Source organism: Sphingobacterium sp. UBA5789 (assembly GCF_002418355.1).
Classification (GTDB): Bacteria; Bacteroidota; Bacteroidia; order Sphingobacteriales; family Sphingobacteriaceae; genus Sphingobacterium.
This window is the reverse complement of record NZ_DIDX01000001.1, coordinates 783,577-797,464: the sequence shown is the minus strand read 5'-3', so window position 1 is coordinate 797,464 and position 13,888 is coordinate 783,577. Positions and strand designations below refer to the sequence as shown.

11 protein-coding genes and 3 tRNA genes are annotated in these 13,888 nt (G+C 39.3%); 9 read left to right on the top strand and 5 right to left on the bottom strand.

Annotated elements, in window-relative coordinates:
* Positions 1-21 precede the first annotated feature (21 nt).
* From prfA to B4B65_RS03520, 4 genes are all read left to right on the top strand, one after another.
* Positions 22-1,095 carry a peptide chain release factor 1 gene (gene prfA, locus B4B65_RS03535; RefSeq protein WP_201681501.1) on the top strand — a complete coding sequence of 358 codons (1,074 nt, stop codon included), beginning with the start codon at positions 22-24 and terminating at the stop codon, positions 1,093-1,095.
* 71 nt (positions 1,096-1,166) lie between these two features.
* Positions 1,167-1,240 (top strand) — tRNA-Asp (locus B4B65_RS03530).
* Positions 1,241-1,299: 59 nt separating this feature from the next.
* Positions 1,300-1,373, top strand: a tRNA-Asp gene (locus B4B65_RS03525).
* Between the two features lie 53 nt (positions 1,374-1,426).
* Positions 1,427-1,500, top strand: a tRNA-Asp gene (locus B4B65_RS03520).
* Between the two features lie 79 nt (positions 1,501-1,579).
* Here the strand turns inward: B4B65_RS03520 and B4B65_RS03515 are convergent.
* Positions 1,580-2,533, bottom strand: a complete 954-nt coding sequence (locus B4B65_RS03515; protein WP_293913379.1) for a glycoside hydrolase family 43 protein — start codon at positions 2,531-2,533, stop codon at positions 1,580-1,582.
* Positions 2,534-2,911: 378 nt separating this feature from the next.
* Here B4B65_RS03515 and B4B65_RS03510 point away from each other — a divergent pair, with 378 nt between their 5' ends.
* The 3 genes from B4B65_RS03510 to B4B65_RS03500 all read left to right on the top strand — a co-directional run bounded on the left by B4B65_RS03510 (position 2,912) and on the right by B4B65_RS03500 (position 6,351).
* Complete coding sequence (locus B4B65_RS03510) at positions 2,912-3,493, top strand: RNA polymerase sigma factor (protein WP_293913377.1); 582 nt, start codon at positions 2,912-2,914, stop codon at positions 3,491-3,493.
* 39 nt (positions 3,494-3,532) lie between these two features.
* Positions 3,533-4,639 carry a S1C family serine protease gene (locus B4B65_RS03505; protein WP_293913375.1) on the top strand — a complete coding sequence of 369 codons (1,107 nt, stop codon included), beginning with the start codon at positions 3,533-3,535 and terminating at the stop codon, positions 4,637-4,639.
* Positions 4,640-4,836: 197 nt separating this feature from the next.
* Positions 4,837-6,351, top strand: coding sequence for a TPM domain-containing protein (locus B4B65_RS03500; protein ID WP_293913373.1), 1,515 nt, complete (start codon positions 4,837-4,839; stop codon positions 6,349-6,351).
* Between the two features lie 77 nt (positions 6,352-6,428).
* On the opposite strand, the gene B4B65_RS03495 is transcribed toward B4B65_RS03500, so the two are convergent.
* Complete coding sequence (locus tag B4B65_RS03495; protein WP_002997239.1) at positions 6,429-7,064, bottom strand: peroxiredoxin; 636 nt, start codon at positions 7,062-7,064, stop codon at positions 6,429-6,431.
* 179 nt (positions 7,065-7,243) lie between these two features.
* On the opposite strand from B4B65_RS03495, the gene B4B65_RS03490 reads away from it, so the two are divergent.
* Entirely contained in the window at positions 7,244-8,383 is a 1,140-nt protein-coding gene (locus B4B65_RS03490) for an acyl-CoA dehydrogenase (protein WP_293913371.1), read from the top strand.
* A gap of 71 nt (positions 8,384-8,454) precedes the next feature.
* Here the strand turns inward: B4B65_RS03490 and B4B65_RS03485 are convergent, their stop codons facing one another.
* Positions 8,455-9,444, bottom strand: a complete 990-nt coding sequence (locus B4B65_RS03485; protein WP_293913369.1) for a hypothetical protein — start codon at positions 9,442-9,444, stop codon at positions 8,455-8,457.
* Positions 9,445-9,693: 249 nt separating this feature from the next.
* Between B4B65_RS03485 and B4B65_RS03480 the strand changes: the two genes are divergently transcribed.
* The gene (locus B4B65_RS03480; protein WP_293913367.1) at positions 9,694-10,302 is read left to right on the top strand and encodes a DoxX family protein; all 609 of its coding nucleotides are present in this window, start codon (positions 9,694-9,696) and stop codon (positions 10,300-10,302) included.
* Positions 10,303-10,312: 10 nt separating this feature from the next.
* Here B4B65_RS03480 and B4B65_RS03475 read toward each other — a convergent pair whose 3' ends face one another.
* On the bottom strand, positions 10,313-12,427 hold the full coding sequence (locus tag B4B65_RS03475) for a type IA DNA topoisomerase (RefSeq protein WP_293913365.1): 2,115 nt from the start codon (positions 12,425-12,427) through the stop codon (positions 10,313-10,315).
* 94 nt (positions 12,428-12,521) lie between these two features.
* A complete protein-coding gene (locus B4B65_RS03470) occupies positions 12,522-13,886 on the bottom strand; it encodes a deoxyguanosinetriphosphate triphosphohydrolase (RefSeq protein ID WP_293913363.1) in 1,365 nt (454 codons plus the stop codon).
* Between the last annotated feature and the right edge of the window lie 2 nt (positions 13,887-13,888).

Sequence of the window (13,888 nt, the reverse complement as noted above, 5' to 3'; positions counted from 1 at the left end):
GTGTCGTCATATTTTGATTTTATGTTAGATAAATTACAAGCTATAAAAGAACGTTGGCAGGAAGTGGAAGCTGAATTAAGCAATCCTGATACAATCAGTGATATGAAACGTTTCGCCAAACTTAATAAAGAATATAAAGATTTGGGTAGAATTGTTGATCAGTACCATATTTACAAAAATATGGTCAGCAACATTGATGCAAATAAAGACATTCTGGCAAATGAAAAAGATCAGGAGCTTAGAGAAATGGCCAAAGAAGAGCTGGACATACTCTATGGACAGAAAGAGGAGAAGGAAGAAGAAATTCGTCTTATGCTTATTCCCAAAGATCCGGAAGATGCCAAAAATGCAATTATTGAGATTCGTGGAGGAACAGGTGGAGACGAAGCCGCATTATTCGCGGGGGATCTTTACCGTATGTATACCCGCTTTTTTGAAACAAAAGGCTGGAGAAATGAAGTAATGGATGTCACAGAAGGAACTTCAGGTGGTTATAAAGAGGTAATTCTTAAAGTAATCGGTGACGATGCATATGGCCAGTTAAAATATGAGTCAGGAGTACACCGTGTACAACGTGTACCGGATACAGAGACTCAGGGTCGTGTACACACATCAGCAGCATCAGTTGCGGTTTTACCGGAAGCAGAAGATGTCGATGTCGAATTGAATCCCGGAGATATTGAAATGCAGACATCCCGTTCGGGAGGTGCCGGTGGTCAGAACGTAAATAAAGTAGAAACCAAAGTACAATTAACACACAAACCTTCGGGAATCGTAGTGGTATGTCAGGTAGAACGTTCGCAATTGGCCAACAGAGAACTGGCAATGGAGATGCTTCGTAACAAATTGTATGAGCTGGAAGTTCAGAAGAAACACGGAGATACTGCTGCAAAAAGAAAAACAATGGTATCTACAGGTGACCGTTCGGCAAAAGTACGTACCTACAACTACCCTCAAGGTAGAGTTACCGAACATCGTATCGGGTTAACATTGTATAACTTACCAGCTGTTATGGACGGTGATATTCAAGGAATTATCGATGCATTACAGTTTGCAGAGAATGCAGAAAAGATGAAAGAAGGAACTGTAGAGTAGTTTTTTTTCAAAAATTATTAGCAAATAAAGAAATTAACGCTATATTTGCACACCTTCTCAGGAAGGAAAAAGGTCTGGTAGTTCAGCTGGTTAGAATACATGCCTGTCACGCATGGGGTCGCGGGTTCGAGTCCCGTCCAGACCGCTAAAAAATAAGAAGTAAATGGTACTTCATCATGTTCTTTATTTAATTAAAAAATTTGAGGTCTGGTAGTTCAGCTGGTTAGAATACATGCCTGTCACGCATGGGGTCGCGGGTTCGAGTCCCGTCCAGACCGCTTCAAATGAAGTGAAAACTTCAAATTTGTTCTTTATTACAATTAAAAAATTAGGTCTGGTAGTTCAGCTGGTTAGAATACATGCCTGTCACGCATGGGGTCGCGGGTTCGAGTCCCGTCCAGACCGCTTTTAAAGCATCCACGTTATGTGGATGCTTTTTTTGTTTATAAAGGCACTACTTCCCCTTCAGATCTTTTCAATATGCTTATTTCAAAGGATGACTGACACCTGTGGAAGTCATTTTTACAGGTAAGATATAACCATCCTTATCAAAATTCAATTCATCAATACATGTTTCTCTTTCATTCGCACTGGTTTTACCTATTGGGCGTCGGTGATACACAATAAAGTATTTATCGGCATCAGGAGCTTTTATAACGGAATGATGACCTGCACCAACAGCAATAGTCGAATCCTGTTCTAAGATAGTAGAGACCCTTTCAAAAGGGCCAAACGGAGAATCAGCTATAGCATATGCGACCTTATAATCCGGACCGGTCCATCCTCCTTCAGACCACATAAAATAATACTTATTATTATAAATAAACATAAATGGTCCTTCCACATAATTTTCAGGAGTTACCTCTTTGTATACCTGTCCGTCCGGAAATGGCTGTATACCCGTAAAATCATCCTTCAGCCGCACCACATTACAATGTTTCCACCCTCCATAATACATATAGTAGCTGCCGTCCTTATCTTTAAACACAAACTGATCAATGGGTTGCGCACCATTAATGACATCTTGTATAAGAGGCTTACCTAACAAGTCTTTATAAGGACCTTCAGGCTTGTCCGCCACAGCAACTCCTATCCCTCCTACTTCTCCCGGATGTACATCATTTGCACCAAAAAACAGATAATACTTCCCCTCCTTTTCTATTACACTGGGCGCCCACATCGCTTTTTTTGCCCACTTGACAGCAGCCGTATCCAATATACGTTCATGCTTATCCCAATGGACCAGATCTTTGGATGAAAAAGCATCGAAAAGAATCTGCTTTTCATATGGAGCAGAATACGTCGGGAATATCCAGTAGGTATTATTATATACAATACCTTCGGGGTCAGCATACCAGCCCTTAATCACGGGATTTTGTTGACAAAAACCAAGAGTCATAAAACTCAAACAGACAAACAGGGAAATTCTCTTTTTCATAGGCAGATCATATTAATTCTAAAAGCTGAACAGCATTTTTAATTTTAGAATTTATAGTTATAGGTTTATTTTCAGATTGAAGATACCAAAAAGACTTGATAAATCGATTTATCATTTGAAATTAAAGATCTCATCCGGTAATCTATTCCGGATTTTCAAAAAATGATAAATACGGAAAAAGTCTCTGTTAAAAAATAAATCTTTGAGACACAACATTCCAGCAATTCTAACCGTTTTAATTCAAAAATTGCCCAAATAATCCTATCCATTTTAAAAAAAATAGTGTACGTTTGGAATGAGTAACTACATGCTTTTCGTTAAAAGTTTCAAATTCATCAAAGTAATTGGGTTACTATTAGTTATAAAAGGTATTAATAGGTGAGTAAGTTTAGCAAATCATTCACTCCGGAAAATGACCAGGAAATAATCGATGGAATTCTGATTGGTGATCATTTAGCTTTAGATGCAATCTACAAGTTATATTATCCCAGTATCAGCCATATGATTATCCAGAACAATGGTAGTGAGGAAGAAGCGAAAGATATTTTTCAGGAAGCAGTAATCGTGCTTTATGATAAAGTATCGCACGGAGATTTTGAGTTGAAAAGTAAACTTAAAACCTATCTGTATTCGATTTGCAGAAGACTATGGCTGAAGCAGCTCAATCGTAATGGTGCAGGATATGCAACAAATGACATTCGTGATTATGAAGATACCCTTCAATATGAGGATGATATCGACAAACACGAAGAGCTGGATCTCAGATTTACACAAATGGAAGAAGCCATGAGTAAACTGGGGGAGCCCTGTAAGACGATTCTTCATGATTTTTATATCCTGAATCATTCTATGCAGGACATTTGTGAAAAATTCGGCTATACGAATACTGACAATGCCAAAACTCAAAAATACAAATGCCTGCAAAGGCTGAAAAAGTATTTTTTTCAGAGTGAGAATTAATTTGTAACTAATATAATAATAAGGACCAGTGCCATGGCAATGATGAGTCAACAAGAATTTTATGACCTCGCAGACCGATATCTGCGGAATGAGATGACCACGGAAGAGCGCATGTCCTTTGAAGCATTTTGTGCTGAAAATCCGACTTTCAGTATCCAGCTTCAACAGCACCGTACATTTATCAACGATATGCAATCTGTAACAGCACGCATGGATTTCAAAAATCAGCTGAAGAATGTATCGACATCTTACCACCGTAGTCATAAACATAAAACACAAACAAAAGAAACGCCTGTTGTTCCGATTCAGGCACGTTTTAAATTAAATATTGCTGTAGCTGCAGCGGTTGCTATTATTTCTGTATTCTCTACATTGTGGCTGAGTGGTTATTATACCAATCTGGAAAAAGCATCGACGGACTATAGTGCTTTGCGCAGAGATATGAACAATGTAAAGCGCAATGTCAACGAACATAATGCCGCCCTACGCAATATCGACAACAAGAAAAAAGACATCAATAATAAAGTAGACAGTCACTATGGCGCTACAGGTTTTATGGTTACTAAAGACGGTTATGTTGTTACCAATTTTCATGTGATCAACGGTGCTGATTCTATCCATTTACAGAATAACAAAGGAGATTCCTTCAGAGCAAGTGTTATCTATACAGATGCTGCAAAAGATCTGGCTATTCTGCATATTAACGATAGTAATTTCAGAAAGCTTAAAAGTATTCCGTATACCTTCAAATCAAGATCTTCAGATTTAGGTGAAGATATCTACACTATCGGGTTCCCTCGTGATGAAGCGGTCTATGGACAAGGATATCTGAGTTCCGCAACCGGATATGCCGGCGATACCATCGCTTATCAGATATCTATTCCGGTCAACCCTGGTAACAGTGGAGGTCCTGTATTGGATAATAAAGGAAATATCATTGGTATTATCAGCGGTAAACAAACAGGCATTGACGGGGCAGGTTTTGCAATCAAAACTAAAATCCTGTTAGATGCATTAAATGAAATCCCTGCAAACTCATTAAATGGAGAAATTGTTTTAAACAAAAAGAATAGTCTGTCGAATTTATCAAGGACAGATCAGATCAAACAATTGCAAGACTATATTTACATGGTAAAAGTCTTTTAAAAATACTTTTACAATAATGAAAGAGCTTCATTTCTTAGAAAGATGAAGCTCTTTTTTTGTTATTTATGTTTCAGTTTTTTTATATTCGGTGAAGTACAATACATTTATGTTTCTTTCGTATTATATATGAATTGTGAAGAAATAACCAACACCCCCGAAATAAATGATCGGATTCTTAAAGAAGTAAGTAATACCAAATGAAAAACAACAAGAGTTTCATGCATGTATTCTGCTATACCGTATTCAGTATAGTTATTCATGCTTCTCTCCTTTTCGGATCCCTGCCTGTGCAAGCTCAGTATGCCGTAGAAGAGATTCCCAATCCTAAAGAGAATGGACAAAATTATTATGTGAGCAATCCAAATGGCATACTTAGCAGTGCTACTGAATCTGAACTAAATCAGATAGCAGTTGAGATTGAAGAGAAGACAAAGGCCGAAGTCGCAGTTGTTATTGTCAATGATTTTCAGGGGGATGATGACTTTGCTTTTGCACACCGTCTTTTCAATACCTGGGGTATCGGCAAAAAGGAAGCAAACAATGGCCTCCTACTCTTTATTGGAAAGGATAGACATTATTACCGTTTTATAACAGGCTACGGGATGGAAGCTCTTCTTCCTGATGCTTATCTCAAAAGAGTAGGTGAATCCTTTCTCGTTCCACATTTTCGAAATTCAGACTATGACGCAGGGGTTCTGGCCGCTATGCAAGCTATTAAGCAGTCCCTGTTAGCTCCGGATTCTGTAAAAGAACTGGATTCTATACTCAAACGTAATAACTCCTTCTGGTTCAAACATGCTGAACTTTTAAATAAAGTCGGTATCATTTTCTTAATAGTACTTATAATATATCTCTATCTGGGATGGATTACCAAATCCGTATCGGGACAGATCAAAATCAAAAAAGGACTTAATCCCGTCGTCAGCGGATGCGGATGTTTCGGGATAATGTTATTCTTCAGCATCTTTATCTTTGCTTTTGGATTCAACAACCTGGAGCAGGTTTTTAAACTCAAAAATCTCCCTATATTTTTAGGCATACTTGGCAGTCTGATCCTGTCCATGAAATACAACCAATCGAGAACACTCATCAGCGACTCGTATCAGGATGATGAAAGCAAGTCCACAGCCCTTTCCAAATTTTCGTCAAGAGCCTTTTTAATTCCTTTTATTGCTCCGCTAGCCTTCTTTGATCTTTTTGCCGTATTTAAGTTTAGAAATAAAGTAAAAGTCCGGTTTATTCCTCCGGATGAGTCAGGACAATGGAAACGAATAAATAAAGATGAAATAAGCGCAAAGGAACTTACAAAATATCTGAACGATGGTCAGAAAAATGAACAGAAGGTCAAATCAAAAATTTTCGAATTCTGGAAAAACCTGCAGTCAGGAAAAATTCAGGTAAATGCTTTTGATGGAGAAGAAGCTTATTCCTATGAGCAGTGTCCGCAATGTCACTTCTTTACCTTCCACACCCCTTATATCAAAACAATCACTGCAGCTACTTATTCCAGCTCAGGCACCGGTATAGAAAAACAGGATTGTAGAAATTGTAATTACGAGATAGAGCTAGGCAAAGTCACTATACCTAAAAAAGTCAGAAGCACTTCTTCAGGATCTTCCGGTTCATCGGGATCTTCCGGTTCCTCCGGATCATCAGGTGGCAGTTTCGGTGGAGGATCAAGTGGAGGTGGCGGAGCCGGAGGCAGATGGTAATTTATGCAAATAAAAATGTCTTTCATTTTGTATTGAGCTAATACAAAATGAAAGACATTTATCATTATAATAATTTGCTATAAATTCGGTTGTGGAGTAGTACGCAGATAAGGTTTTATTTCCTTAAATCCTTTTGGAAATTTAGCCGGTATATCTTCGGTCTTAATAGCCGGTACCACGATGACGTCCTCTCCATGTTTCCAATCTGCAGGTGTAGCAACAGAATAATCAGCTGTAAGCTGTAAAGAATCAATCACACGTAGTATTTCATCAAAATTACGCCCTGTAGATGCCGGATAAGTCAATGTCAGTTTGATCTTCTTATCAGGTCCGATAATAAATACAGAACGCACTGTTGCAGTAGCAGAAGCATTCGGATGGATCATATCATATAATTCCGAAATATGACGGTCGACATCTGCTACAATCGGAAAATTGACTGTCGTATCCTGCGTTTCATTAATATCCTTCACCCAGTTGTGATGATCTTCCAGATTGTCAACACTTAAAGCAAGTGCCTTCACTCCTCTTTTGTCAAACTCAGATTTCAGTTTGGCTGTACGTCCAAGTTCAGTTGTACATACCGGCGTATAATCTGATGGATGTGAAAAAAATACAACCCAGCTGTCTTTGATATAATCATGAAAATCAATATCTCCTATTGTTGTTTGCGCCTTGAAATTCGGGGCTTCGTCTCCTAATCTTAAACTCATAATTTCTTAATATTATTAAATTAAAAACCTATTTACCCTACTAATATAGTAGATTTTATTTTATAAACAAATTACTCTTCTAAATTGTGACAATGAAGCGATAAAAAATAAAATTTTACTATGCAAGCATAATATATTTTTAATATATTTGGATATAAACCATCAAAAATGAGTGCTTTATGATATTTGAACTGAGCGAAGAACATAAAATGATACAGGCTGCTGCCCGTGACTTTGCACAACAGGATCTTAAACCAGGTGTAATTGAACGCGATGAACTCGCCAAATTTCCCTTTGAACACGTTAAGCAAATGGGACAACTTGGCTTCATGGGAATGATGGTCGATCCCCAATATGGTGGTGCAGGAATGGATACAATCGCCTATACACTTGTGCTGGAGGAGTTGGCCAGAATTGATGCATCTGCAGCTGTAATTATGTCTGCCAACAACTCTCTTGTATGCTATGGGTTAGATGCGTTTGGAACGGAGGAACAAAAACAGAAGTATTTACATCCGCTTGCCTCCGGCGAAAAACTAGGTGCTTTTGCTTTGTCAGAGCCTGAAGCTGGGTCTGATGCAACTTCACAGCATACAATTGCAGAGGATAAAGGAAATCACTACCTGCTGAACGGCACAAAAAACTGGATCACTAATGGTGGAAATGCAGATTACTATCTTGTGATCGCTCAGACGCATCCTGACAAAGGTCATCGCGGTATTAATGTTTTGATTGTAGAAAAAGGAATGGAGGGATTCACCATAGGCCCGAAAGAAAACAAACTGGGTATTCGCAGTTCAGACACGCACTCTCTTATGTTTTCGGATGTCAAAGTGCCTAAAGAAAATCGTATAGGAGAAGATGGATTCGGGTTCAAATTTGCAATGAAAACACTGGATGGTGGGCGCATAGGTATTGCAGCGCAGGCACTCGGTATTGCAGCAGGAGCGTATGAGCTGGCGCTGGCATATGCTAAAGAACGGAAGACATTTGGTAAACCGATTTCCGAACATCAGGCTATTCAATTCAAACTAGCTGACATGGAAATGGAAATAGAAGCAGCACGACTCCTTATTCATAAAGCTGCCTGGCTGAAAGATAACGGACAGCCTTATGGCAAAGCAGCAGCTATGGCCAAATTATTTGCTTCTGAAGTTGCAATGAAAACAACAATAGAAGCGATTCAGATTCACGGCGGATATGGATATGTCAAGGAATACCATGTCGAACGTCTGATGCGTGACGCAAAGATCACGCAGATCTATGAAGGTACTTCCGAAATTCAACGTCTGGTTATAGCCCGTGAAATCTTAAAATAAGATATCTAAAAAGTACAATTGTTAATAAATCAACTTCGTCCCGATCGCAGCATGTGACCGGGACTTTTATATTATCCCAACGGTAGCGTAATTTCTGTGTTCGGAATAAAAGCTTTCTGTTCATCCGTAATAAAACTCATCGGGTTCTCTGGGTCTTTGATAATTTCATACAATATAAAACCCCACGGTTTCCAGAAGTTTTCCAACACCTGTCCATAAGTTTTCACCTGCCAGTGATCAAAGATTGGTTTCATCGACATATCAGCAAGTGGCATAGGTTCCACATACACCATTGCAGGCGTATGCAGGTAAGTATATTCGGGTAGCCTGTTGAAAAGGTATGCCGAATAAAAATATCGTGCAGCTAATTCCTCAAACTGTATAGGATGCAGTTGTTTGTCATTCAGCAACTGTAAAGCCTCTTCGTGATAGATATTATTGGTGGCATTATCCTGCAAACAGGCAATAAGCCCGAAATCATTCATACGAAGTGAAAAAATCAAAGTATTGATCTCATCCCGGTAATTGAAGGTTTGAGGAGGATTATCTACAGGCACTACAACCAGAGAAAACGGCAGTGTATTTTCAAATTCCATAGGCACAAGCAAAGACTGTAACATCGCATGCAGATTTTTAAATTTCTGCACAAGCGCCTGTGAAAAATTCATATCCTCTCCGGATAACACCTGCTGGCGTATACCCGATTGAATCTCATTGAATACAACTCCATATACAATTTTTGCCATCCATTGAAAAAGAGTAACAGGAGGAAGATTTTTAACGGCTTTATAGCCATCGGCAAAAGCACGCTCTACCTCCGACTCCATCTTTTCGATGGTCAATGCAGCTTCAGCACTACAGGGAAGTTTTAATGATTTGTATGTCACTACATTTTCGTCCAGCATTTTGAACGGCTTATCTTCCAGATCAAAAGCCCGCATCATCCATACCGGAAAGACCTGAATTTGCTCGTCTGCAGAAGCTAAAGGTTGACCTGTCAAAAAGCAGGTGTTATTATCAAATTTAAATGCTTTAAAAGGATTGTATAATGTTGTCGACATAAGGATACAAAAGTAGCCTATTTCCAATATAAAAAAGTTTACATACTGTCAAGAATTCCTTTCGATACAACACATAATTATTTACAGAGACGCTTTTATAGATTTTGTCCCTCTTTTCATCCCATAGAACACGTGATTTCTATTCGGTGTCTGTTGTATTCTGGGCTAGCGATATCCCCATTTTTTATTTCTTTATGGAATATTGTAATTTCCGGCATCTATATATTACTAACCAACCGATTATAAATTATGCAATTACGAATCAATCAGGAAAAGACTTTAGATCTTATCATTCTTTCTATCCGATATTTACTGGCATTTATTTTTTTATCTTATGGTATTGGTAAACTTTCCGGAGGGCAATTTGGGAATCTGTCCGCAAAGGAGCTGGCTACCCCCATAAAAGACCTTTCGCTCTTCAAAACAGGCTGGTATCTTTTTGACCATCAACCCTTTAAATATTTTATCGCAATTTCACAGATTACAGCCTCATTATTACTTCTTTATAAAAGAACGGTCATTATCGGGGCATTAATGCTTATTCCCATAATAGTGAACATTCTGATCATCGATCTGACTATAATGCCACATAGTTTCAAAATAGCCTTTACTTTCCGTCTGTCTTTTTACCTGCTCTTTATTGCATTGTTACTGTATTATTATAGAGAAGATTTAATGCCAATGCTGAAAAAGCTAATGAATATACATACACTCAAATACAAACATAGTAAGCTGTCTTATCTGCTTATTCCTGTTTTTATGGTGCTTCTCGAATGTTTAAACGGGGTTTTCAAAATCATCTATCTGATTGGTTCAAACCCGCAACGTAGCTGGGAAATGTTAAAAGATATCTTCTGATCAAGCAGGATTATGCAATACTGACTTTCAGATTTTCAAAAACTAAAACACCGTCAACTTTTTTACCTTCTTTGTCCTGAAGGTTTTTCAATGCACCGGTTTTACCTTTTTCGAGTAAGTTTTTCATTTCCTTTTCTTCCAATGTGACGCCGGAAAGGGTACGCCATATTTTGAAGTCACAGCCTCTTGCATAATGATCACATTGGGCGACCTTGTCATACAGAATCATACTACCCTTATCACATTTAGGACATTTTATAGAGACGGTCTGTTTCGGTGGTTCCGCATCCTGTGTCAGTGAAATCCGCAGTTGCAGCAATTCTTTTGTGATACGCACCGTAAAATCTTTGATATGCTTCATAAACACATCATAGGATACTTTATTTGCACGCATTTCTTCCAGTTTCTGTTCCCATTTACCGGTAAGTTCCACTTTTGCAATAGCCCGGTCTTTGACTAGATTATACACCGCCAGTCCTTTATCAGTAGGAATCAGTTTCTTCTTATCTCTTCTGATATAATCACGCTGAAACAATGTTTCAATGGTTGCGGCTCGTGTAGCAGGTGTACCCAATCCACAGTCTTTCATCGCCTGACGCATTTCATCATCATCGATTTCCTTCCCTGAAGTTTCCATTGCTTTTAAGAGAGAAGCTTCTGTATGAATAGGTTTGGCTTTGGTAAATTTTTCCATCAGATCCAACGCCAGTATTTCCAGTAATTCTTCCGCTGAAAGTTTTGGTAACTGCGCGTTTTCAGTATCCGCATCATCGCTATCTTTCTTATCATCCTCCGGTTGTTCCAGCTGATCCGCAGACAGTCTCCAGCCATACTGCTTGATAACTGTTCCTTTAGCGATCAGTTCTACGCCTTCCGCATCCATGATTACAGTTGTGATATCCTTGAGGCAGACATCAGAGAAACTTTCCACCATACGTTTAGCAATCATATTATATATATTGGATTGCTCCTTAAGCATAGCAGAAGGCTTTTCATCTGTAACAAGCAGGGCATGGTGATCTGTTACTTTTTTATCATCTACAGAGCGCTTATTGAGTTTGGCACCAATCAGATTTCGGCTTATTGTTGCGATCCCCTCTTCAGCAGTATCTGCAAGATGCTGAAAAAGCTCCTCTATTTTTTCAAACACATCCTCTCCGATGTAGCGGCTGCCTGTACGTGGATAAGTGATTACCTTCTTTTCGTAGAGGGTCTGTGCAATACTGAGTGTCTGATCTGCAGAATATCCGTATTTCTTATTGGCATCCTGTTGTAAGTTAGTCAGATCATACAGCAAGGGAGGAGGTTCTTTGACTTCCTTTCCTTCTACTTTGGTCACTTTGGCCGAAGCCCCGACAGTTATTTTTGCCAGTGTTTCCTCCGCCAGATCTTTTTGATCTATTCGGTTAGATGTGGCTTTAAACTTGATATTTTCCTTTTCAAACTGTGCCTGTATCTTATAGAAAGCTGTTGGTTTAAAGTTTTTATTTTCAATAAAACGGGAGCAGATCATCGCCAATGTGGGTGTCTGTACACGTCCCAGAGATAGTAATCCTCGATTGCCGGCAGCCAGAGTAATAGCCTGTGTTGCATTGATACCGATCAGCCAGTCCGACTCGGAGCGCGACCTTGCGGACATATACAGGCTATCGTACTCGCTTCCTTCTTTGAGATTGGCAAATCCTTCTTTTATCGCTTTATCTGTCTGGCTGGAAATCCATAATCTTTTGAAGGGAACATTTGCGCCCAGATAATAGTAAATATTACGAAATATCAATTCTCCTTCGCGCCCGGCATCCGTCGCTACAATCACCTCTTCTGCTTTATCCAGCAAACCTTTTATTGTATTCAGCTGCTTTAAAGCTCCTCCGTCATCCATTTGCTTACCGTCTTTCTTTACTTTTTTAGACTCCAGCTTGAATTGTGCAGGTATAATCGGCAGATTAGAAACTGACCAGGTGTGAAAACCATAAGCCTGTGGCGTACATAACTGCACCAGATGGCCAAATGCATAGGTAAATGCATACCCATTACCCGAAATATAGCCGTCATTCACTTCCTTGGCTCCCATAACACGAGCCAGATCTCTTGCAACAGACGGTTTTTCCGCGATAACTACTTTCATGTATTTTGTATTGTGCTATTATATAAGGGATAAGGAAAGAACAATATAGGATGTGGATCACATTTCTACCTGCCCTTTCCTTAAATCATTATTCTTAATCTATGGAAGGAATGGTGATTCCTTTTATTTTGCGATATAAATCGATGGCGTATACATCGGTCATACCTGAAACGTAATCCAGTATCGAGCGGATTTTGGAATACGCATCATCGTTGGTTGTGTAAAATTGGTTTGGAACCAATGCGACCAACTTCTGATCATAGCCATTCTTATTTTTTTTGAGGTAAGCGGGCACAAATTCAGCCAATAAAGCATTCATAACCTTGTACCCGGCCACTTCAATCTGAACAACAGTTGGCGCATTATAAATCTGCGCAACTGAGATTTTGGATATTTTTTTCATCTGCTGCACAACGTCATCCTCCAGTGCATCCATCAGCGCCATTGGAAATGTGCCTGCCAGAAATTTGTCCTGTTCCTTGAAAAATACATCTACACATCCGTGAATTAATGTATTGATTGCTTTTGCACGAAGCAAAGCTACCCTGCTGGCTGTATCATTCAGGCTATCCAGTCGGTTGCGTAAGTTTTCACCACCACAAAGAGGTAAAAGTAATTCTTCTACTTCGTTATAAGACAGGATTTTGAGATGATGTGCATCTTCCAGGTCAATAATATTGTAACAGATATCATCTGCAGCCTCTACCAGATAAACCAGTGGGTGACGAAGGTATCCTTTAGGATTCGTCGGATCCTGCAGCAACCCCAACTCCGCAGCTATTTTAGCAAACGACTCCCGTTCGGCTGTAAAAAAGCCATATTTTTTACGATGATGATTCTTTTTTATATGTCCGTCGATGGCCGCACAGGGATACTTCACAATAGAGGCCAGAGAGGTATAAGTCAGTGCAAAACCTTTGTCATCTTTCCCATTAAAAGGATGAGTCAATATGCGCAATGCATTTGCATTTCCTTCAAAATGCGTCAGATCGGCCCATTCTTCTGCAGAGACCTGTTCCTGAAATTTGCGGCCCTCTCCTTCTGTAAAATAAGTCGAGATGGCTGATTCTCCGGAATGCCCGAAAGCAGGATTACCCAGATCATGCGACAGACAAGCTGCAGATACCATGTTTCCTACTTCCTGTAAAAACGGATAGTCCTCATCTACATCAGGATTTGCTTCTTTCATTTTTGCATAAAAAAGCCTGCCCAACGAACGGCCTACACTTGCTACCTCCAGACTATGAGTCAGACGATTATGAACAAAAACAGCCCCCGGTAATGGAAATACCTGGGTTTTATTCTGTAATCTTCTGAATGGAGATGAAAAAATCAATCTGTCATAGTCTCTTTGAAATTCTGAACGAGCCTCCAGATGATCTTTATTAATACGATCCTCATATCCCCAACGCTTAGCAGAGAGCAACTGTTTCCAATTCATTTGCATGTTTTCAGACATAG